The organism is Cypionkella sp., from assembly GCF_028290025.1.
Taxonomy (GTDB): Bacteria; Pseudomonadota; Alphaproteobacteria; order Rhodobacterales; family Rhodobacteraceae; genus Cypionkella.
This window is the reverse complement of sequence record NZ_JAQGKQ010000113.1, coordinates 49,492-72,049: the sequence shown is the minus strand read 5'-3', so window position 1 is coordinate 72,049 and position 22,558 is coordinate 49,492. Positions and strand designations below refer to the sequence as shown.

18 protein-coding genes are annotated in these 22,558 nt (G+C 60.1%); 5 read left to right on the top strand and 13 right to left on the bottom strand.

All coding sequences use genetic code 11. The annotated features are described in order from the left end of the window. The coding region (locus JWS10_RS20670) for a cbb3-type cytochrome c oxidase subunit I (RefSeq protein WP_299509786.1) at nt 1-1,630 on the top strand (1,630 nt) is incomplete at its 5' end. After that, complete coding sequence (locus JWS10_RS20665) at nt 1,627-1,929, top strand: hypothetical protein (protein WP_299509783.1); 303 nt, start codon at nt 1,627-1,629, stop codon at nt 1,927-1,929. The genes JWS10_RS20670 and JWS10_RS20665, both read left to right, overlap by 4 nt. Before the next feature lie 4 nt (nt 1,930-1,933). Here the strand turns inward: JWS10_RS20665 and JWS10_RS20660 are convergent, their stop codons facing one another. Together JWS10_RS20660 and JWS10_RS20655 are read right to left on the bottom strand one after the other, a co-directional pair. Next, on the bottom strand, nt 1,934-4,270 hold the full coding sequence (locus tag JWS10_RS20660; RefSeq protein WP_299509781.1) for an FdhF/YdeP family oxidoreductase: 2,337 nt from the start codon (nt 4,268-4,270) through the stop codon (nt 1,934-1,936). A gap of 2 nt (nt 4,271-4,272) precedes the next feature. Beyond that, on the bottom strand, nt 4,273-5,361 hold the full coding sequence (locus JWS10_RS20655; protein ID WP_299509779.1) for a catalase family protein: 1,089 nt from the start codon (nt 5,359-5,361) through the stop codon (nt 4,273-4,275). Nucleotides 5,362-5,621: 260 nt separating this feature from the next. On the opposite strand from JWS10_RS20655, the gene JWS10_RS20650 reads away from it, so the two are divergent. Genes JWS10_RS20650 through JWS10_RS20640 form a run of 3 tightly spaced genes read left to right on the top strand, consistent with a single transcriptional unit; the run spans nt 5,622 to nt 9,005 of the window. Beyond that, the gene (locus tag JWS10_RS20650; RefSeq protein ID WP_299509777.1) at nt 5,622-7,418 is read left to right on the top strand and encodes a YbhB/YbcL family Raf kinase inhibitor-like protein; all 1,797 of its coding nucleotides are present in this window, start codon (nt 5,622-5,624) and stop codon (nt 7,416-7,418) included. 42 nt (nt 7,419-7,460) lie between these two features. Continuing rightward, on the top strand, nt 7,461-8,489 hold the full coding sequence (locus JWS10_RS20645) for an alpha/beta hydrolase (RefSeq protein ID WP_299509775.1): 1,029 nt from the start codon (nt 7,461-7,463) through the stop codon (nt 8,487-8,489). A 12-nt stretch (nt 8,490-8,501) separates the two neighbouring features. Then, nucleotides 8,502-9,005: a DUF4142 domain-containing protein gene (locus JWS10_RS20640; protein ID WP_299509767.1), complete on the top strand. Its 504-nt coding sequence runs from the start codon at nt 8,502-8,504 to the stop codon at nt 9,003-9,005. Between the two features lie 79 nt (nt 9,006-9,084). Here JWS10_RS20640 and JWS10_RS20635 read toward each other — a convergent pair whose 3' ends face one another. The 11 genes from JWS10_RS20635 to JWS10_RS20585 all read right to left on the bottom strand — a co-directional run bounded on the left by JWS10_RS20635 (nt 9,085) and on the right by JWS10_RS20585 (nt 22,558). Beyond that, complete coding sequence (locus JWS10_RS20635; RefSeq protein WP_299509764.1) at nt 9,085-9,987, bottom strand: PfkB family carbohydrate kinase; 903 nt, start codon at nt 9,985-9,987, stop codon at nt 9,085-9,087. Between the two features lie 7 nt (nt 9,988-9,994). Then, entirely contained in the window at nt 9,995-10,849 is an 855-nt protein-coding gene (locus tag JWS10_RS20630) for a MurR/RpiR family transcriptional regulator (RefSeq protein ID WP_299509761.1), read from the bottom strand. Nucleotides 10,850-11,051: 202 nt separating this feature from the next. After that, entirely contained in the window at nt 11,052-12,068 is a 1,017-nt protein-coding gene (locus tag JWS10_RS20625; RefSeq protein WP_299509758.1) for a sugar phosphate isomerase/epimerase, read from the bottom strand. A 95-nt stretch (nt 12,069-12,163) separates the two neighbouring features. Next, the gene (locus JWS10_RS20620; protein WP_299509756.1) at nt 12,164-13,438 is read right to left on the bottom strand and encodes a cytochrome P450; all 1,275 of its coding nucleotides are present in this window, start codon (nt 13,436-13,438) and stop codon (nt 12,164-12,166) included. Continuing rightward, complete coding sequence (locus tag JWS10_RS20615; protein WP_299509753.1) at nt 13,435-14,568, bottom strand: sulfotransferase; 1,134 nt, start codon at nt 14,566-14,568, stop codon at nt 13,435-13,437. The genes JWS10_RS20620 and JWS10_RS20615 overlap by 4 nt, the downstream gene beginning before the upstream one ends. A 2-nt stretch (nt 14,569-14,570) precedes the next feature. Continuing rightward, nucleotides 14,571-15,998 (bottom strand): AMP-binding protein, encoded by a 1,428-nt coding sequence (locus JWS10_RS20610; protein ID WP_299509751.1) that lies wholly within the window; start codon nt 15,996-15,998, stop codon nt 14,571-14,573. Then, nucleotides 15,991-16,830, bottom strand: a complete 840-nt coding sequence (locus JWS10_RS20605; RefSeq protein ID WP_299509749.1) for a hypothetical protein — start codon at nt 16,828-16,830, stop codon at nt 15,991-15,993. The genes JWS10_RS20610 and JWS10_RS20605 overlap by 8 nt, the downstream gene beginning before the upstream one ends. Further along, complete coding sequence (locus JWS10_RS20600; RefSeq protein WP_299509746.1) at nt 16,830-18,140, bottom strand: hypothetical protein; 1,311 nt, start codon at nt 18,138-18,140, stop codon at nt 16,830-16,832. Before JWS10_RS20600 ends, JWS10_RS20605 begins: the two co-directional genes overlap by 1 nt. Beyond that, nucleotides 18,140-19,237, bottom strand: coding sequence for a DUF3419 family protein (locus JWS10_RS20595; RefSeq protein WP_299509744.1), 1,098 nt, complete (start codon nt 19,235-19,237; stop codon nt 18,140-18,142). The genes JWS10_RS20600 and JWS10_RS20595 overlap by 1 nt, the downstream gene beginning before the upstream one ends. Next, nucleotides 19,224-21,659, bottom strand: coding sequence for a PEP/pyruvate-binding domain-containing protein (locus JWS10_RS20590; protein ID WP_299509735.1), 2,436 nt, complete (start codon nt 21,657-21,659; stop codon nt 19,224-19,226). The genes JWS10_RS20595 and JWS10_RS20590 overlap by 14 nt, the downstream gene beginning before the upstream one ends. Then, the gene (locus tag JWS10_RS20585; protein WP_299509733.1) at nt 21,659-22,558 is read right to left on the bottom strand and encodes a UbiA family prenyltransferase; all 900 of its coding nucleotides are present in this window, start codon (nt 22,556-22,558) and stop codon (nt 21,659-21,661) included. The genes JWS10_RS20590 and JWS10_RS20585 overlap by 1 nt, the downstream gene beginning before the upstream one ends.

The following is a 22,558-nucleotide window of genomic DNA, read 5'->3' as shown; positions in this document are numbered from 1 at the left end:
CGGCTGGGTTGTGGCCGCGGCCGTGTCGCTGGCGGTGCTCAGCTTCGGTCTTTGGGTGCATCACATGTTCACCACTGGCATTCCGCATATGGGGCTGGCGTTCTTCTCAGCTGCCTCAACTCTGGTTGCGGTGCCGACGTCGGTGATGATTTTTTCGTGGATCGGCACGCTGTGGAAGGGCCGCGCGCGGATGGAATTGCCGTTGCTTTGGATCATGGGGTTCTTTGCAACTTTTGTTATCGGCGGACTGACGGGTGTGATGCTGGCTGTGGTGCCGTTCAACTGGCAGGTCCACGACACGCATTTCGTGGTGGCGCATTTGCATTATGTCCTGATCGGCGGCTATGTTTTTCCGATGATCGCGGCGATCTATTACTTCTTGCCGTTGCTGACCGGGCGGACTCGCTTTTTTAAACTGGGCGAGGTGGCGTTTTGGCTGGTGGTGCCGGCGTTTCATATCACCTTCCTTGCGGTTCATATGGCGGGACTGCTGGGTCAGCGCAGGCGCACTTGGACTTATGACGCGGGGCAGGGGTGGGAGGCGCTGAACTTCGTGGCGTCGGTTGCGTCTTTCGTTATGGCAATCGGTTTTGCGCTGGTCATCCTCGACGTCGCAGTGAACGCGTTTGTGGCGATAAGGGGGCGACGTAATCCTTGGGGGGCTGGGACGCTGGAATGGGCTGCGGCTATTCCGTCTCCGGCCTATGGGTTTGCGTCTATCCCGATCGTCAAGGCGCGCTATCCGTTGCACAATGACCCCGATCTTGCCCTGCGCATCGCACGTGGGGAAGGTTATTTAGGCGATGCCTCGCGGAACCGGCGCGAAACGTTGATCGTGGCGACCGCGCAGGGCACACCCGCGCAAGTGGCGGTGCTGCCGGGCAATTCGCGGCTGCCGGTGCTGCTTGCTGTCGTCACCAGCACGTCATTTCTGGCTCCGCTTTTCGGAGCGTATGCTCTCTCAGGTATTGCGCTTTTGGGTGTTGTCACGGTGTCGCTTTACTGGGCTTGGGGTCTGGGGTCACGCACGGACGAGGGGCTCGTGGATGCAGGGCACGGTGTGAGGCTGCCGCTGGCGTCTGAAAGTGCTGACCCGCCGGGGTGGTGGGGTTCGCTGTTCCTGCTGCTCGCGGACGGGGTGCATTTTGGCTCGCTGCTGTTCGGATACGCATTTTTGTGGACGGTGGCACCGAATTGGCCACCACACTCTTATCTGGAGCCAAGCCTATGGAGCGTCATGCTGGCGCTGGTCGGGGCCGGGGCACTGACACTCGGTCCCCGCCTTGCTGTAAGTCAAATCAAGCAAGGTCGCGCGGCTTGGCCTGCGATTGGCCTTGGCGTTTTGGGAGCGATGGCGCTTGCGGCCGCAGCCGTTACCATCATGGCGAACCGGCCAAACCCTGCAGGCCACGCCTATGACGCGACGCTGTGGCTGCTGGCGGGCCATGTGTTGCTTCATACGGCGCTAACAGTGATCATGCTTGGCTATCTTATCGCGCGGGTGGCGGCGGGGTATGCGTCGGCCATTCGCATTGGCGAGGCGCGCATCGTGGCGCTATGGGCTGATTTCACTGCGGCCACTGGTTTGGTCGCACTCGCAGCGGCATGGCTGCCGGGAGGGTTTGGATGATCGAAATCTTGCGCCTGTCGCTGCCAATTACCGTGTGGCTGACTGGATTTTCGGGGGTTTATGCGTTGCAAGGGCTCGCATGTTCGCAACATTGGCCGACGCATCTTGACGCGCGCCCGGTCCTGCTATCGGCTGCAGCAGTGACGATTGCGCTGCAGATTTTGCTGCTGATTGCCGTACGCTACGCGCCTTCACAGTCTCGTTTTGTGCAAATCACGGCAACCACACTTGCGTACGCTGCCTTGGTCGCAGCGGTCTGGACTGTGATGCCAGTGCTCGCCTTATCTGTGTGCAACTGACGATTTATCGGGGGGCCTTAGGTTCTTTTGGCAAAGCCTCACTGTCTATCTCTAGCCTGACAGGAGCGCCCTTGAACGCGGGGGTTTTGGACGCGGTATCATAAAGTTCGAGCGGCACCAGCACGTTCGACTCGGGGTAGTAAGCCGCCACGCATCCCATTGGCAAATCGTAGGCAATCAAGCGCAGGCCACCAAGTCGGCGTGAATGGCCGTCGTCATGCGCGCTGACCAGCGCCACTTCCTGACCCTCACGAAGCCCTGCCGCTGTGATTTCTGCGGGCGACATCAGCACGATCATTCTGTCAGTGTCTAAGCCGCGCAGCCGGTCGCGATAGCCGTAGATCGTGGTGTTAAACTGGTCATTCGACCGCAGCGTCATCAGGGTATACACGCCGCCGCCGGGTTTCGTTCCAAGCGCGCTCAGACTGTCGGGCGTGGTAAACTCGGCTTTGCCGCTGGCGGTTTTCCATGTGCGATCTCGCACCGGGTTGCCCTTATAAAACCCACCCGGTTGAAACATCCGGTCATTATAGTCTTGAAACAGCTCTGGGTAGGTATCGGCGATAAGCTCGCGGATCTGGCCATAATCGCTTACCCACTGATGGCACCGAACCTTTGGGTTTTCGGGCAATGTAGCTGTCGCCAACCCTGCAATGATCGCGGGTTCGGAACGCAGACTGTCACTTGCTGGTTTGCGGCGGCCAATCGAGCCGTGGATGTGGCTGAGGCTGTCTTCCAAAGACACCGCTTGCGGCACGTTCGCCTGACGGTCTTCCTCGCCTCTGACAAGGCAGGGCAAAAGCCAAGCGCCGTCGCCGACCAACACATGCGAGCGGTTGAGTTTCGTCGCGACCTGCACGTTCAACTCCAACTGTGACCAAGCCGGATCGGTGCGGCCTTGATCCGGGATCGCCCGGGCAAAATTGCCGCCGAGGCTCAAAAAAGCTTTCACACTACCGTCGAGGACGCCCTGTGCCGCATCGACGCTTGTCATGCCTTCTTCGCGCGGAGGCTCAAAGCCAAACTGCCGCGCCAATATGTCAAGCGGCACCAGATCGGGCTTTTCAGAAATGCCAACCGTGCGTTGCCCTTGCACATTCGAATGCCCGCGCACCGGGCATATACCCGCGCCGGGTCGCCCCATATTGCCGCGCATTAACAGCAGGTTGATCAGCATCCCGATGGATTGTGCACCGCCGACATGCTGCGTAAGCCCCATGCCGAAGACGCCAATTACCCGCTCTGAGGTTGCATAAATTTTGGCCACCTGCATCAGATCGGCACTGGACAGGCCAGAGCTTGCCTCGATCGCGTCCCAATCCAATCCACGCAGCCATGCCTCATACTCCGACCGGCCACTGGTATGTTCGGTCAGGAACTGGGCGTCCAACACGCTGCCTGTCTCATCCTCTAACGCAAACAAATGCTTAGCGATGCCAGCAATGGCTGCTATGTCTCCGCCGGGTTTGACCTGCAGGTATATGTCCGAGATTTGTGTGCTGCTTCCGGTAAGCATCTGCGCCGGGTTCTGCGGATTGATGAATTCGATCAAGCCGCGTTCACGCACCGGGTTGAAGGTAATGACTTTGCAGCCACGTCGGCGCGCCTGTTGCAGAGTGTGCAAAAAGCGCGGGCTGTTTGCGCCCGTGTTCTGGCCGAAAAAAAGCAATAGATCACAAGTCTCAAAATCTTCTAGCACACAGGTGCCGACGGGCGACCCGATCTTTTGCTTCAACGCCACGCTGGTCGTCTCATGGCACATGTTGGAGCTGTCGGGCAGGTTGTTGTGGCCATAAAGTCGTGCGAACAATGCCCACAGATACGAGGTCTCAAGGCTGGCGCGGCCAGACGCGTAGAACACGGTTGATTTGGGGTCTAAGACCCTCAGTTTTGTGCCGATGGCGGTGAAAGCTTCCTCCCAACTCGTCTCAACATAGTGATCGCTGGCGGCATCGTAACGCATTGGATGCGTCAGGCGGCCCTGCATCTCGAGATCATGGTCACGCCAGTCACGCAGTTCTGTCACAGTGTGCTTGGCAAAAAACGCGGGCCCGCATCGGTCGCGGGTATGATCCCAAATCGTCGCCTTGGCTCCATTTTCGCAAAATTCGACCACGTGTGGAGAGGCTGGTTTTGCCCAGGCGCAAGAAGTGCACATATGGCCGCGTGGCTTGTTTTGGTGCCAGAGCGTGTCAAGCACGGCGGGCGACGCGGTTGCAGTGCCAAGCTGCCGCAGCACGCTGCGCACAGAGCCCCAGCCGCCTGTGGGATGGGGATAAAATGGCGTGTCAGGGTTTTGGTCTCGTTCCGGCTCACTTGGTGCAGGTTCGTATTGCTTCATTTTCAGGTTCCCTCGGGCAGCACGATTGCGGTCGGCTCGTGGATTGGGCAGTGGTTGAACTGTTCGCGGAACGCGCTCGACATATCATAGACGGGCTTGCGCACCCGGTTGATCGCACCCAGCGGCCGATGCGCCTCTAGCCCCGTCCACACGGTGAAACGCATCGAGTCGTCAACTAAAGCGGCGCGCGCATCGGTCCAGCCACGTTGCGGTGCGGCGTGCAGACGCGCGACGGTTTGGAACGGGCTAATTTCCTCGCTCCATAGCACCGTCGCATCTTCGACGGGCATGTTTTTGGCGTCGCGGCGAAGTTGCACCCGAAAATCCCAAGTGCCGCCACCCATCATCGCGATGTCCACTTGCTTGCGAATGGCGTCCGGGTCGTCGCCAGCATCAATTTCCGCCCCTGTCAGCCGGGTAAGATTGGGCGACGCCGGAACCAGTTGGTATTTGGCTACGTAATCGCCATGACGAAACGCGGTTTGACTATAGTAGGTTTCCCCCAACGGATGGACGTTAGGCGCACCGCCCAGTGCTTTAAGGATGCCACTTTCACCGCCAACAGCCTCTAGCGCCTTTTCTGTGCCGCGCAGCACCGAGGACAGCGCCACCTTGGCCCAAGTCGCACGATCCGTGGTTTTGGCCAGCAGTTTCAGGTTCTTCAGGAAGCTTTCCGGGTCTATTGCAGCAAACACCGGGCCGTTGACCATTATAAAATCCTGCGAGCCACCCGGGCTGTCTTCGAGCCTGTCACCTTCGACGCCAATCACCTTCAATGCGATGCCGCGAGGCAGGGAGATCGAGTCCGGCAACAGATCACCCGGATTGGTGGAAATCCGCAGAACGGCTTGAAAAAGCCCGGGGTTTGCGAATACACCCTGCCCCAATTCTTCTGGCAAATCCGGCAACACCTCTAGCGTTGCCGCAATAAGGCCGTGGCTTTTGGCATGGACCGAACGCACAGCATGGCCGTAATGCGCAGAGGTCGTCTCGAGGATTTCGGTCAGGGCGCCTTTTAGACCTTGGATCGTCTCGGCCTCATCTGGGGCCGCCGTTTCGACATGCGCGGAGTATGGAATAGCTGGCTGCATTAATTGTCCTGAATGTTGCGTATGAGACAGGGGAGGCCGACCAAGCGACCCTGTGATGGACAACAAAGTTGTGAAGGTATTGTTCCACGATCAGTTCCAGCCTCAGCCTTAGGGCGTCGCAATGCGGCCAACCGAGGTTTGAAGCGTGCCTATGAAAGTTGATGGATCAATCAAAAATTCTGCGGAACGTTATTCCGCGTCCTCTCGTTGTCGCGCTGAATCCATCATAGCGGGTGCGTCGGCACCACGGGAGATTAGTTATGAAGCCCATTGTAGCAGGCCCAGTACACCTCGCGACCTCACTGCTTCTACTGACCTCTGCTTCTGCCGCTTTGGCGCAGGTTAAGGGCGAAGTCGGGCTCTATTCCAACGCGACGATCACCGGATCCGTACTTGAACCCAGCCCGATAGACGAGCCTGACGACGCCAAGCTTACCAGCATGATAACTGCGCCCGAAGGCACCAAGGTTGAGGTCTTCGCGCGCGATCTGATCAATCCCCGCATGCTGGCGGTGTCAGATGCCGGAGTGCTCTACGCCACCCGCCGCAGCGTTGGCGATGTTGTGATGCTGAAGGATGCCGATGGCGATGGTCGCGCCGATGCGCCCGTGACCGTGGCAAGCAGGCCCGGCATGCATGGCATCGCCTTTGCGGGCGACAAGGTTTATCTCGCCGCCGTCAACGATGTTTATGTAGCGGACGTGGCCGAAGATGGCAGCTTTGGTGCGCTGCAACGGATTATCAACGATCTGCCAGACGGCGGCCAGCACCCCAATCGCACGCTTGGTTTGGGGCCGGATGGGATGCTTTACATCTCGGCAGGTTCGACCTGTAACGCCTGCGCCGAGACCAATCCTGAAAGTGCCACGATCTTGCGTGCCAAACCAGATGGATCAAGCCGCACGATTTTTGCAAGCGGTTTGCGCAACACCATCGGTTTTGATTGGCAGCCGGGTTCAGGCCAGCTTTGGGGCATGGATCACGGCATTGATTGGCTTGGCGACGATGCGCAGATTGAGGAGCTAAATCATATCCGCCAAGATCAAAAGTATGGCTGGCCCTACATCTTCGGCATGAATGAGTTCAATCCACAAGACAATCCGCCCAACGGCATGAGCTTGGAAACATGGGCAAAACACTCAACCAAACCCGTGCTTGGCTACACCGCGCACAGTGCGCCGATGCAGATGGCGTTTTATGACGGCGCGATGTTTCCAGATTGGCAGGGCGACGCGATTGTCGCAATGCGCGGCTCGTGGAACCGCCGCCCGCCTTCGGGTTATGAAGTGGTCCGCGTTGATTTTGAGCGTGGCCAACCTGTCGGCATAGAACCCCTTCTGAGCGGTTTCCTCGTTCAGGGCGAAGGCGACAGCTACGGCTACCTCGGGCGGCTCTCGGGCGTTGCAGTTGCCAAAGACGGTGCGTTCTTTGTGTCCGATGACGATCGCGGCATCATCTATCTGCTGACCTCAGCCAACCCCGCTACAGACGCCTCGGCCGACGACAATGCGGCAACTGTGACCCCTGACCCGCTTTTACCACCGCCAGTCTCGCCGATTGCTTTCGACATGTTTGCGACCGATGCCACCATTGCCGTGAAAGCTGGCTTTGCCGAGGATGGTAAAATCCCCTTGGTGAATGCAGCCGATGGCGACAACGCGTCCCCGGCGTTGTCATGGGATAAGGCACCCGAGGCCACGCAATCTTATGTCATCATTGCCGATGACCCTGACGCAGCCGAGCCGAAACCTTTCAATCACTGGGTGCTTTACGACCTGCCCGCCTCGGTCACTGCGTTGCGCGAAGGGTTGCCGACAGAACCGTTGCTGAAAGACCCAATCGACGCAAAGCAGGGCCAAAACGATACCGGTGCTACCGGTTACTTCGGCCCTAAACCCCCGGTTGGTGACCCGCCGCACCACTATCATTTTCAGGTGTTCGCCCTCGATACCGCAACGCTCGATTTAGACCCCGGAGCCAGCCGAGACGCGGTCCTATCCGCCATGCGCGATCACGTTATCGCAAAAGGCCAAGTTGTCGGGCTTTTCGCACGTTGAGTAATCATCGCGGGCAAAAATCCCGCCTAGTCGGAGACTGCTATGAACCTCAAATATTTGTCTGCCGCTTTCGCTTTCGGACTGAGTTGCGCACCGTCTTGGGCCGCTCCTTCGGCAGACATGCAAGCGGTGTTGGATAAGTTTGGCGCGCTTGATGTGAAGCCACTTCACAGCCTTGATGTGCCAAAGGCGCGGATGCAGGCCAGCCCTGCTGATGCGGCCAAAGCGGTGCAGTGGGAAAAACGCATCCCCTCTGCGCCCGAAAGTCAGATCGCCACCAAAGACATCGCAATACCCACCGATGCCGGGGCTTTGCCCGCGCGGCTTTATATTCCCGAGGGCGAAGGGCCATTCCCGGTCATCGTCTATTTCCACGGTGGCGGCTGGGTGATTGCTGATATCAACGTCTATGATGGCACACCGCGCGCGCTGACCTCTGGCACCAAGGCGATCACTGTCTCGGTGGAATATCGCCACGCGCCAGAGTTCAAATTTCCCGCAGCGCATGACGATGCTTGGGCGGCCTACCAATGGATTGTCGAAAATGCGCATGAATTCAACGGCGACTCGACGCGGATCGCAGTGGCAGGCGAAAGCGCTGGGGCCAATTTGGCGGCAAACGTCGCCATTATGGCGCGGGATAACAAAGCGACGATGCCGCTGCATCAATTGCTGGTCTACCCGATCGCAGGCCACGACATGAACACGCCGTCCTACAAGGAAAACGCTGACGCCAAGCCACTGGGCCGCGCTGACATGGAATGGTTTTTGAAACACGTGTTCGCATCGCCAAAAGAAACCGCCGACACCCGGATCAGTCTTCTTGGCCAGCAAAGCCTAGCCGATCTGCCGCCCGCGACCGTCATTCTGGCCGAAATCGATCCGCTGCGGTCTGAGGGAGAAGCCTACGCGGCCGCGCTGAAAGCCGCTGAAGTCGATACCAACGCGCGGGTGTTTACAGGCGTGACCCACGAATTCTTCGGCATGGGCAAAGTTGTCGCCGCCGCCGACGAAGCCATGACCATGGCAACTTCTGACCTCAACCAAGCTTTCGCAACCCAATCCAAATGAAAGGAGACTCCTATGATCCGGTCTATTGTCGTGGCTTCGGCCTTGTTTGTAACAACTCTCACGGCGGTTGAAGCGCAAACCACCGCTGTGATGGAAGTTACCCCCGAAAGTTTCGTAAACACCGTGGCGAGTTCCAATGCGTTTGAAATTCAGTCGAGCGAATTGGCGCTGCAAAAAGCCACCAACCCGAAGCTAACGGAATTTGCCAACCAGATGATCGCTGACCATACGAAGGCGGCGGAGAATCTGAAAGCGGCGGCCGATGGGCAACCCGTGCCCGACCAACTGGCTCCAAAACATGCTGGTATGATCGCCTTGCTGGAAAAGGCCGAGGGCAGCGAATTCGACATGCTTTACACCGACATGCAGGCAGGCGCCCATGCAGAGGCGGTCAGTTTGTTCTCGAATTTTGCAAGCAATGGCACCGACCCCGAGCTTAAAGCCTTTGCCGCAGAGACGTTGCCGACGTTAGAGGCTCACAAACAACACATTGATCAAATCGCCGCAAATCCGTGACAGGATTGTAATCTGCGCTGTTGGTATCGAGCGTCCGGTTCAAACCGGGCGCTTATCCTTGCGCTGTGAGCGAAGCTAGCTATTCGGTTGATGAAACAGCGATAGCCGCGGCGGGCCGGCCTGCGACGTGGTCAGCGGCGGCACGTGATGCCGCGCGACAGGCGTCTTCAAAAGACATGCGGCCTATAAGGCAAGCTGCAAGAGCGCCAATAAACACGTCACCAGCGCCGTGCGAGCTAACCACTTTGATCTTTTCGGCATGCAACGAAAAATGTTCATCTCCGGCCGTAACAGCGGCGAGGCCCAGCGCACCTGCGGTGACGATCACGCTTTCAAAACGATCCGCGAGTTTTCTTGCAGCAGTCGCTGCGGCTGTTAGGTTGGTGACGGGGCCAGCACCCATCATCTCAGCTTCGACTGCGTTGACCACCAGCACATCGACCAATCGGCCGAACTCTGGCGACAGCGGACGGCTCGGCGCGGCGTTGAGCAGGGTGCTGATACCTTTGTTGCGTGCCTCTTGTGCCGCCGCCATGTTTACACTTTCCGGCACTTCATTTTGCAGCACCAGCAGCCCAACGTTCTGCCAAACCTGAGGATGCAGCACCGTCTCGATTGCGACATGCAGGTTTGCGCCCGAGACAATCGTCGCTGCGTAATCGCCACTGGCATCCATAATTGCAACGCTCATACCCGAGGCCTCATCCTCCAATGATGTTACAAACCGATGGTCTACGCCCGAGGTGCCTAAGTGCGCCCGGATGAAATTGCCAAAGTCATCTGCGCCCACTGCGCCGATCATTCGGCTAGAAGCCCCATGCGCCCGTGCGGAAACGGCCTGATTGCCACCCTTGCCGCCGAATTTGGGATACCAGCGCGACCCCACTGCCGTTTCGTCGCGGCGGGGCAGGTGGTCCGCCTCAACCATGATGTCATAATGCAGGCTGCCGACGACAAGGACAGTTCTAGGGACATTTATCATCTGGGCCTCATAGTCTGCGCTTCGATTGCACGGCCCGCATGGTGCGGTCCAAATTCCGGTCAGCTGTGGCGCGGTCGCGTTGCGCGGTCGCGACGAACAACGCATCGAGCAGGTTCAGCTGCGCAATCCGCGCCGTGGCGTTCTCACCCAGCAGTGGCGAGTTCTGCGCAGTCGAGCACAGCACAACATTTACCAACCCGGCGAGCGGGCTTTCGGCATAGTTGGTCACAGCGATAATACGCGCGCCGTTGCGCCGGGCGAGTTCCACCGCTTCTATCACCAGCGATGTGGTGCCAGAATGTGAAAACGCCACCACAACATCATCGGGGCCAAGCAGAGCCGCCGACATCATCATCATATGGGCATCGTCAAAAACCGAAGCCCGGATGCCGATCCGCAGAAATTTATGCGCCACATCTCGGGCAATTTGTGCTGACCCGCCCAGCCCGTAGAAGTCGCGTTGACGGGCGCGATGCAGGTAATCTGCCGCCTGCTCAAACGCCGCCAGATCAAGGATCGCAAAGGTCTCCTCCAGCGCCTGCATCGCGGTGCGAAACACTTTTTGAACGATCTCGCCAGTGGTATCGACATTGGAAATCTCAGAATGCAGCGCGGCGGTGTCAGATTTGTTGTAATCAACCAACCCCTGCCGAAACGCGCGAAAACCCGAGAACCCAAGCTTTTTTGCGACCTTCACCACCATCGCATCTGACACGGCAGACTTGTTGGCGATCTCTCGCAGCGGGGTCGCCTCGTCAATATCCTTGCGCGCCAGAATGTCGGCGGCGACCTTGCCTTCAAGCGGCGTCAGGCTGGGCAGCTTCATTCTGATCTGGGCTGCTACTGCTTTTGGATCGGACATAAATTACCTTGTTTCTAATCGCCGCTTCATCATCAGCATCGCTAAAATGAGCGCTGCGAGCCAATAATGCGCGGCCGATCCGGAAGCCGACGATAAAGCACCTATCCCCATACGACCTGCGCAGCTGATCGACGAGATTTCCCCAACCGAGGCCAGCATTGCGTCGTCGGAAACACTAACGGAACCACCTAATGGAACACGATTATATAGAATGCTGTGAAGCTCTGTTGCTCGCGGTACATCCAGCCAACGCCACACGCGCGATTTCCTGCGCGGCAATCGGGTCTTGCCGGCTTTGTGCGTCTGCCAAGCGATTGTCGCCCGCCATCACGTCAACAGCGGCCAGCATCCGGCGCACCGTGCGGATATTGGCGGCACATTCCGCCACCGGATCTAGGCCAGAGGCATCTGGGAACGTGTCAAAATAGATCGCACCCTCAAATCCACCGCGTTTGACTTCGCGCAGCAACTCTAGGGTGGCTTGCTCATGCACCGCAGCCACCATCAGGCCATCATCTCGCTTGGCATAACCGTCGTTCAGGTGCAGACCCAAAATGCGGCTGTGGCGTTGGATCAGCGCCGCCGCAAAGGCAGGTTGCTCGTCAGCATAAAGCGCATGGGCAAAGTCTATCGTGACGCCGAGATTCTTAGCCCCAACTTCCCTGATCGCCAGCAGTGTGGTCGCGGCATCTGGCAAAACGCTGTAAGCTCTTGGCTCGTTTGGCTTATATTCAATCGAGATCAGACAATCGGCATCATGCGCGGCTACCTCTGCGATGCCTGCAACCGCATCTTCCCAGAGTGCTGCATAGTCGCACTGAAAGGTGTAGTCGAAGCCATCCTGACCCAGCCAAAGCGTCATCATCGGAGCGCCAATCGCGCGGGCCGCATCAATGCCGCGCTTGGTCAGGTCAATCGCTTCCCGCCGGACCGTCCTGTCTGGGTTAGTGAAAGCACCGCGTTTGAAAGCAGGGTTTGTGTAGTAGCGCATCGCCAGACCGCTGATTGAAAGCCCGCAATCTGCCACCACCTCTGCGATTTGCGAAGGGTTTGCACCGACGTGGTCGGGATAGTTGAGATCAAGCTCGGTCAGCCCTTCGACGGTTGCCGCGCGCTGAATGATCTGCGCCAGTGATGGCTTTGCCGTAAGGCCGGGCCAGTAGTCTGACGCTCCTGATGCGAAGGAGTTTATCCGAGTGGCGAAGCGGTTTCCAAGCATTGCGATCCTCCATAACTTCACGGATACAATAATATCCGTAAAGTTTCAAGTCTTGTTCGGCTATGAAAAGAAGCTTGGCTGCCGCAGCGCGCATGTCAGATGGCGGCTTCACGGGGGTACATGTAAACCGCGTCGGCATGGCGCAAGGTGATGCCGGGGGCGAGGCCGAGCGACTGATTGGGCGCAAGATCCAGTCGGAACGCGGCCTGAACCTGTGTCAGAATGCGCTCAGCGACGCGGTTGCCAAGATGCAGGCCGATGCAGCGGTGCGGGCCAAGGCCAAAGGGCAAGTAAGCGTGGCGCGGGCGGGTGGCAACGGTTGCTTCGTCAAAGCGGGTCGGGTCAAACCGGTCGGCATTGGGCCAGAATTGCGGGTTGCGGTGCAGAACATAAGGCGACATCAGGACGGTCGAGCCTTTGGCGATGCGGTAGCCGCCGATCTCATCAAGGGTAACAGCGCGACGCTCCATGATCCAGATCGACGGGTAAAGCCGCAGGGTTTCAGACCAGACCTTATGCGGATCGTGTCGGCGCCATTCAGGGTTTTGGGCAAGCAGCACAAAGGCCCACGCCAGCGCGTTCGCCACGGTTTCATGGCCCGCAAGGATCAGCGTCACCGCCGCATCGCGGAGTTCGGTATCGGTGAGCCGATCTAATCCCTCGCCTTCATGGGCCGAGAGCAGGCGCGACAGCAGATCGTCGGGCTGCGTGCCACTCTCGCGCCGGGCGCGGATTAGGGCGAACACCACAGCATCAATCTCGGCTAGGGCTTGCTTGAAGGCTGGGCGATGGAGGCGGGGCGAGATCATAGAGGGGTCAAACAGCGCCTCAAGCCTGCGCCACGTGTCGGCGAGCAAGACTTTCAACGCGCGGTCGATGCGGTCGGGGTCAACCTCGGAGGAAAACAGGAAACGGACGGAGATGACGATCATAAGCTGCATCATCTCTGCGACAATGTCGATCGGCGTGGCGTTGCGGGCAGCGATGGCCCAGCGGTCCAACATGGCGTCAATCGCGGTATCGACCACGGGGTCAATCGTGTCCAGAAAGCGTGGCTGGAACACCGGTTGGATCAGGCGGCGGTGGCGTTGCCACTCGGCACCATCGCTCGACAACAGCGAGGCACCGCAGGTCGCCTTGATCTGCGCGACGCTGCGGGTATTCTTGTCATAGCCTTGCGCGCCGCGCGACAGGACGTGTTCGATATGATCGGGATGGTTGAGAAGATGCGCGATCACCGGGCCAAACCGCAGCCGCACGATATCGCGGTGGCTGGCGGCGGCTTGGGTCAGAAAGCCAAGGGCGTCTTTTTGCACCGCGCCAAGCGAGCCCCAGATCAGCGTGCCTTTAGGGCCGGGCGCGCGGGTCATCGCTCGTCCTGCGGTTCGGTGGGGTAGCCCCAGACGGTGAAGCTGCGTTGCCAGCGGGCGGCCACAAGATGGCGCGTTGCGGGGTCCAGTGTCAGGAAGCTGTTCTTTTTGTAGCCCGCAAGGGTGGCGACGTAACGTTCAAGCTGCGGTCGAAACACGGTGAAGCCGCCGAGGCCGAGAGTTTGGTAAATCGCGGCGACTTGCGCGACCGGGTCAGCCTCCAGCGCGTCAAACCGGACCTCAGTGAAATGACCGGCTGGGATCAGCGCGATATCCTCGAAATAGGCATCATACATCGTCTCGTGGCGTTGCAGTATGCCCTCGTCGATTGCGGCAAGATCGGGGCTTTGAAGGTAGGTGTACCAGCCTGCGGTGTCGAAGAAATGTCGCTGCGACTGGAACACGGTGTAGGGATCGCGGTGAATGTGGACGAAGCGGGCGTCGGGGAAAAGCTCCAGAATGGTCCTGATCCGGGCGGTGTGGGGTGGCGATTTCAGCAGCAGCGCGCGGTTGTCATTGAGGGAGAGTTTCTTGCAGAACCGCAGGAAGGCGGCTTTCCAGCGTTCGACTTCGGGCCGGGGAACGCCGCGAAACGATAGGTACTTCGCATAATTCGCGCCGGTTTGCGGAAAACTGACGCCCAGATAAATTGAAAGGCCGGTCATCAAAAGCGGTGCAAATTCATCTTCCTGCGGTGAGGTGAATTTCAGCGGCATGTTATCCATCGGTCGCTTGTCGGGGACTAAGCCGGGCAGGAGACGGGTGACGGCGCGTTCGGTGGTGAGGAATGTCAGAGGGTTTACAACGCGGTAGGTGTTGGCGAACTGGAACTGCACGGTGTCCTGCGCCAGAAGGTCGTGCAAAAGCGTGGTGCCGCTGCGCCAGTGGCCAAGGATGAACAGCGGCGGTTTGGTGATCTGGACGGCGGTGATGGCACGGCCGTGGCGCAGTGTTTCCCAAGCAGCAAAGCCGGAATTGGCGAGGCTTGCCAGCGTGATGAAGGCGACGCGGTGCCAGTAGGCGGGCGATAGGCGGAAGCGGTTTTGCACCAGCAGCCGCAGCCAGACGCCAAAGGTGACGCCGGTCATGTAGTTGTGCCCAAGGCTCCAGCGGTGTTTCAGTTTTGCCATCGTCAGCCCTTCAGCAGCTTGCGTAAGGCCGCAATGTCCACCTTGGAGCGGTGCCGGCGGTCTTTAGGTAATCGGGCGATGTGCCGCACGTCCGCGATGCCAAACGCGGCGGCGCGGTCGGTCCACTCTGCCATCATCGCCGCGTCGCCTTCTAACGCCAGCACCGCTTTGCCGCTGATCGCCACTAGCGCCGCGCCCTGCAGCCCCGGCCACATCCGCGCGGCAGTCTCAACGCAAAACGGATAATGCAGGCCGGTTGCAGTTTGCACAGCGCCACCAAGTCGCCCCAGCAGCCACAGTCGCCCTTGATCATCCAGATAGCCCGCGTCACCGGTGCGATGCCAGACCGTGTCGCCATCGTGCAGTTTGGTTTCGGCATTCCGCGCCGGGTCCAAATAACCCCGGTTCACATGCGCGCCGCTGACCAGAATTTCGTCGGCTTCGATGCGCAGCTTGGCCGCCGCAACGGGCAGACCTGCCAGCAATCCCTTGCCAGCGGCCATCGCCGCAATGTCCGCCGGACTGATATGGCTGCTGTCGATTTCGGCAATCGGCTCCGCCTCGGTTGAGCCGTAGACCGACACGATCCGCACCTGAGGCGCACGGGTTTTCAGCGCGGCAATCAGATCGGGGAACACCGGGCCGCCGCCGGTGAACAGGGTATGCACGCTGGACGGCATCACGGATTTGGCCAGCGTTTCGCACAGGGCCGGGGGGAGCAGCAGGCGGGTGGCACCTTGACCTGCGATCCAGATGGCGAGGGCTTCGGGGCTGACGCGGTCCAGCTTTCCCATTTTCCAATTGGGAAGCAGGGAGGTGCGGCCTTCGGCAAGGTTAATCAGGACGAAGACCGGGAACGCGACCAGATCGACTTCGGGCAGTTCGCTGTGCAGAAGGGGCGAGACGGCGTTTTGTTGGGCGGTCAGAAAGGCGTGGCTGCGGGGGATGGCCTTGGGCGCGCCAGTGGTGCCGGAGGTGAAGGAGATCAGCGCGAGGTCGGTGGGTTTGGCTATGTGGGCTATTGGGTGCAAGCCCTGTGCAGATGGGGTGTAAAGCGGCTGCATCCATAAACCCGGCAGCAACAGTTTAAGCGCACGATAGCCTCCGCTGGCGCACAGACCGTTGACGCCGGTTGTCCGCAAAGCGTTCCGCAGCCCCGCCAGACCCATCGCGGGTTCGGGCAAGACGGCGATTGCGCCAACGGTCCAGATCGCCGCGAGGGCGGCATACAAGTCTGCGCCAATCGGCAGAGCGATCAGGATACGGTCGCCCGCCCGCATCCCCTGCGCGGCCCAAGCTTGTGCCAGACGCTCCACCCGCGCGGCGAGTTCGGTGAAACTGACCTGCGTGCCATCGCCTTCGATCAACGCCACGCGGTCGCCATTGCGAGCGACAGAGGCGGCGAAGGCGTCTAGCAATGTGTTAATCAAGGCGGCGCCCCATCAGCGCGTAACGCCGAAACACCTGTGCGCCGTTCATGCTGCTGCGCAGGGCCGAGAGGTTATCTTCATGCATCAGGGCGTGGATGATGGTGGTGAAACCGAGTTCCCGCGCAGCAGTATAGAACCGCGTACTAAGGGCGTGACCCGCGCCTTTCTTCAAGCTCGCATAGGTTTTCAGAATCGCCGACGCGGGCTTTGGCCCCTCGGCATAGTTGGGGATACCGAACAGGAAACCAACCAGCGCGCCCGCATCGTCACGGCAGAACAGCACCAGTTCAGGCTTCATCATCGGCACGAAGGGCATATACATCGGCAGGAAATCGGCGAGGGCGATGGGTTTGTAGAACGGGTTCTTGCTGAACGCGGCACAGGAAAGGGCGTGAACTTGGGTGAAAAGCGCCTCGGGTTCGCTGCCATCCCATGCGGCGATATGCAGGCCGTCGGTCGTGGGTTGTGGCCCGGTGCCGACATCAGCGGCGGGCACGGAGGCGGAGAAATACGCGCTGATGGGCGTGAAGCCAGCGCCCGTGAAAGCCGCGCTGTCGTGCGGTTTGCCGACAGGCTCCATCAGAAACGGCGCGCGACCGTCGCTTTCGATAACCAAGCGGTAGCTGTGCCAGGTGTCGCCATCCATCGGCCCGACGAGCGCCTGCGCGCCCTCGGTGTGGGACATCCCGGCGACATGGTTCAGCAAAGCCGCACCAGCCTCGGCTGACGGGCACGAAAACTGCCCCACCGCATAGGTCGCAAGTCCATCCCACGCGGGTGCATCGCGGTAAAGCGTTAGCTTCGCGCCGAAAACCTCGAACTTTTCCGCCATCACAGCCATCCCTTGTCGACCCCCATCATCGCCACGCAGGCCAGAACTGGAACGATGAGCGCCAGCACAGCAATCTTGGCAGACCGCGCAATCTGAAACTGCTCTGGCACCAATATGGGGGGGATTGCTGCAATCAAAGCAGCCGCCATTGCAAGCCACAGCGTACTGCCGCCATTGGTCAGCATCAGCACGTGATGCAACCAGATCATTGCCAGCGAGAAAATGGCGAGACAGCCCCATCGCAGAATCTGGCCGAACCCGGTGACCGCGAGTGCGATAAACCCCACCGACATCGCCATTGTGGTCAGGCCGTAATAAACCAGAGAGCTGGTGCCAGTGACTTTCTCGGATGCGAGCCACGCAAAGCTGACCAAGGCGAGCGCTGCCACACAATCGAGCTCTGGATACACCGCCTTGCACGGCCTGATCCGGCAACTGCACGCGTGGGTGATGAACACCATCAGCGGCAGCACCGTGTTGGGCAAGGTGGTGACGGACAGCAGCAGGAAGGTCGCGATGACATAGACGCGCGCGGCATGACGGCTTAGCTTGATACGTGGCGCAACCCACAATGCCAGCCATATTGCCGCGCAGAACAGCAGCATGATGGCAATCAGCGCCACAGGCTCGCTGCCCATCCGCGCATCTAGAAATACCATCAGCCCGGCGGGCAGAAAAAAGTTGTCAAAGCCGCGCCAGCTGTCCGCCTCCACCAGTGTGCCAAATCCTGCGACGATCACCGCCAGCAAGATCACATTGGCGCGCGGCACATCCGACAACAGCAACAGGCAGACCATCGCCACGATCAGCGTCACCATGAAGAACGCCACCGAGCCTTCGAGGCTTTTCTGACCATCCTCGATCTGAAAAAACTTGGTGCCATAGCGCGTGCCAGTCAGCGCGGCGGCGGCGTCGGACAGGGTCAGAATGGCAATCGGCAGCACATAAAGGATCATCCGTCCATCCGACAGCAGGAACACCGTGCCCACCGCCAGCGCCAGCAGCAGGTCGCCATAAGATCGCCGCTCAACCCCGTGCAGCGTCTCGCCAATGCCGCCCTTGGCAAAGCGCGGCAGCCGCAGGACGGCCATGACAACTAGCGTGAGGGCGATCAGCACATAGACTGGCCAGCGTTGGGGAAACAGCCACGGCAGGGTCAGCGCGTAGCAGCCGGTGCCTATATGGACCAACTTGCGCTGCACCTCTGGCGACAGGCCGTAGGCTTTGGCGAGGTATTTGACGAGTGCCATCTGGCATAGCAGGACCGCGACGGAAGCGATGGCGATGAGGATTTGCAGTAGGATCGCCATTAGACGACTTCCTCAATCACGAAGTCGGAATAGAAGAACGCCTTGTCCAGCAACTTCAACCGCGCCTCATCCGCAATTCGCGTGATCACCTTGTCGCGGTAGGCGGCAGGCACTCTGCGAGGAACCATCATATTCCAGTAAACCAGCCGAGCACCTGGGTTTGACGCGGCAAGGACAGCGCCGTAGACCTGCGCGAACATATCCGCCGACATATATTCGAAGATGTCTGACAGGTTGAAACCATCTGCCTTCTCGCCGGTTGTAACAAACGCCTCCAGCGAGCCGAGCCTGATATCCAGCCTGTCCAGCCTGTCGCGGATCACGTCGTAATGCTCCGCGCGCCACGTCATCGGCAGAGCCGCGCTATGGCCGCCTTTCAAAATCCAATGCAGATAGGGGTTTTCGGCGGGGTCGCAGGTGACGGCGGCATGGCGGATGCGGCGCGCGACATGCTGCGCCACGCTGCCCTCGACATGGTCAAAGAACGCCTTGTCCCGCCCCATCCGGCCCATCATGAAACGCGAGAAAAAGATGTTCAGCAGGAGTTTCCAGCGCCAAGAGTTGAAGCGGGTGTTCAGAAATACCTCACGCTTGGGTTTGGAGCGGGAGATGAATGTGTCTTCCAAGGTTTTGCGCGAATGGACCAAGGGCAGCAGGAAGCGGCGGAAAACACGGAAGTACCGCTCGAACTTACCGACGCCGCCAGCACCATGCTTGATCACATCGGGCTTGAGTGCCGTCCACAGCGCCCGCGTTTCAGCATCACACCCGACCAGAACACGGTCCAGCAAACCCGCGCGCGCCTGGCTTGGCCGCGCGCCAAACAATTCCAGAAACTCCGGGTGCGTCAACGCACGAAACGCCGCGATCCGCAGCTGCAGACAGGCGATCTGCGCCGCTGACAGATCGACCACGACGACGCGGGCGGGGTCCAGCAGCAACATCGCCAGCGCATTGTCGCCCGCCGAGCAAATCGACACCAGCGTCGCCCCCGGTTGCTGCGGCAGGGCTGCGCATAGCACATCGGCATCCTCCCACAACTGGGCGTAGCGGATGTGATCGAAGCGGGCTTTGCCAGCGATTTCAGAGCTTTGCATCGAGCCTCCGCACCAATCCAGTTGCGCCATCGACACTCAGCCGTTCACCCGTCACAATCCAATCTGTAGCGCCCTTAAGTCCCACGACACAAGGAATCCCCAACTCCCGCGCGACGATCGCGGAGTGCGACAGCAGCGACCCTCGCTCCACCACAATCGCCGAAGCGTTGGAGAATACAGCAATCCAGCCGGGGTCGGTGTGCCGCGCCACGAGGATTTCGCCGGGCGTCAGACTTTCGGTGCGCGGATCGCGGATAACCCGTGCAATGGCGGTAACCTGCCCGGTCGAACAACCTGTAGCGGTGCGCTCCAGCCCAGACTGCACCATGCGCGGGGTGGTCTTTGCCAAGCTTTGCAAGATCGCAGGGCCGCGCATTTCGATGCGTTCATCGGGGTCGGGTCTGGTGGCCGACGCCCTATCTTCGGCCCGACGCAGCGCCACCAGACCTCGCAGATCGGGCGACAGGCCGAAGCCTTCGACGGCGCCCAAAACCTCGGTCGTGGTCAGCCAAAGCACATCGCGCGGCGCATCCAGCAGGCCACGCGCGGCAAACTCGCGGCCAAGGGCCAGGAACACGCGGCGGGCGTGGCCGAAAATCCGAGTGCGTTCGAAACGCAGATTTTCGCGGTCACGCACCCGCGCTTTGGTCCAGTTGATGACGCTGCGGGCTATGATGCGGCGCAGGGGCTTGCCTGCAAATAGCGCCGCCCAGTCGGGGTCTTGCGTCGGTTTTTGCAATGGCGCGGCGCGCGAGGCATGGGCAGCGATGGCGGCCAATAATTGCGACGGATCATCGGAAAGCGGGATACTTTCCAGCTTCAACTCCTCGGTACAGCGGTCGCCGAATTTGGCGATGTAGGCATCAAATTCGGCCTTGATCAGCGGATGCGCCGAAACCCCTGCCAAATCCGCTACGGTCCCAGTTTCGGCAACCATCCGCCCCATCCGCGCGATGCGCTGCGCCGGTTCGGCCGAAATAATCGTGCCCTGACCGATCATTACGTCGTTATGTAACTCCAACCCGCTCGACCCTAACCATTTCAACAGCATGTTCCGACTGGCGCCAAACGCGATCATGCAAAGGAAATCGTTGATCAGCGGGGCATCCCATTGGTCGAGCAGAGTGCCCTCGATCTGGCGGTATTCGCGGGCCAAGGCCGTCGGTCCAGCGGTGGCCAAGTCAAGCCCGCTGCCCAACGCAGCATTCAGGCGGGCGTAGAAATTTTTGCGAGTGCGCGACAGCAGGATCGCCGCCCAGATCAGGCCGAGGCCGACCCGTGTGACACCCAGATACGCCCGCAGTTTCGCCAAACCCTTCACCGCTGGCGGGCCAATCGAGGCAGTCAATTCCTGCGGCAGCGGGGCGTCCACGCCCATCATGGTTTCCATATACGCGCGGTTCAACGCGAACCCCGGCAGCAGCGCCAGCGCGCGATACCAGTTGCCAAGGTTGTAATAGGCCCGCCCGTCAATCCGCCCCAGCATGTTGTCAAACAGCGCGGCATTGGCAGCGATGGTGGCGTCGGAAACCCCCAGCATCCGCACGAAAGCGCGGTAAACGCGGGCATAGATAAAGACCGCCAGTGAGTAAGTCAGTGGGCTGACAACGCCCGGATAGCTCTCAACGATGTTGGAATTGTCGAACACGCTCAGGGTGTTATCGGCCGCGGCTGGCGCGTGCAACGGCGTGGTGATAGGGCGCGCCTGCAGAATGTGCAGACCCTGCGAGTCCATAGCCCATTCAATGTCCTGCGGTGCGCCAAATGCCGCCTCAACCCGCCGAGTGAGGTCAGCGATTGCGTGGAGTTCGGTGTCGGTCAGCAGTGGGGCGGTATTGCCACCTGTGATGGTTTGATCGGTCACAACCCAGCTTTGACCGTCCTCCTCACCCGAAACCAGCCGCTCCCCTAGTCCCGCAATCGCCGAGATAACGCAGCGCCCACGCAAGCCGCTGACCGGATCGGCGGAGAATGCGACCCCTGCCACACGCGCATCAATCATTCGCTGCACGATCACGGCTGGGGCTGCGGCGGTGCCACCGGACTTGACGGCGCGGTAGGTTTCGACGGTCTCGGAAAAGCCCGATCGCCAGACCTGCGCGGCAGCGGTCATCACATCTTTGGACGCAACATTCAGCACCGTATCGAACTGCCCGGCATGGCTGTGCGCCGCGCCATCCTCTGCTTGTCCCGAGGAACGCACGGCATAGGGACCGGGGCCGAGGCGTTGCAAGGCCCGATACAGTTCCGCTTCCAGTCCGGGGTCGGGAATAGGCGCGTCTGGTCCATGCGAAAATCCCGCCGCCGGGATCACGAAGAAATCCGGTGGCGCAAATCCAAGCTCCGCCAGTCGTGATAGCGAACGCGCCTTGCCGCCCACCAGCGTCACATCCGTCGCATCCTTGGCGGCCACGATCCACATCAGACCGCCCTCAGCAGCAACGGCACAAATCCAGCCGTGGCATAGCACAAGAACACCCACAGCCCCGCCACCAGATCGACGCGCTTCTCGCCCCGTAGGTCAGGCTTGCGCGCATAGCCAAGGCCCGACCACAGGCAGACAAACAGCCCCGCAAAGCCAATGATGGCGAACAACCCGCCATGCCCCAGTGCAATTCCAACCCCGCATAGCAGCGCGTATGACAGCCCCACAAACGCCGCCCACCCCGCCGTCGCCCGCCTTGGCCCCCACAGCCGCGAATACGTCTCAACTCCCGTGCGCTCGCTTTCCTCCGCCCATAGCTTGCGACCGAGTTCCAGCACGCAGCCGTTGGCAAATGACAGCAGAATGAACCACGCTAGGGCAGGGTGGGGCGAGCCGTGGGGGAGCCATTCGACCCCCGTCAGCAGCAGGTCGATCAGCGGCATGATTGCCATGTGGCTTAACAAGTACAGCACCGGCCGGGCCTTTAGCCATTCCGGCGCGCCAAATTCCAGCGTCATCAGCGTCAGCCACGCCCAGACCAGCGCCAACAGCCAGATCAGTCCATTGCCCCACAGCAAAGCCAGCACCACGGCCAGCGGAACCGTGCAAATCCCCACTACGACAATCTCACGCAAAGTCACCAACCCGCGCGGAATCGGGCGTTCGGGGCGGTAGCGGCGGTCGTCGTCAGCGTCCTTGATCTCGTCACAAACGCGTAGCTGAAAAAACAGCAAAAAGACCAGCGCGAAGCCTGTCAGATAGCCGCCTATTCCCGGCACCGGACGCTCCGCCAGCACAGCGGATACCGAAACGCTAGCCGCTGAAAATACCGCCAACAGCGGCACGGTTTTGATCAGCGGAAAGCGTTCGGCCTGATAGGTCCAGAACCGCGCCAT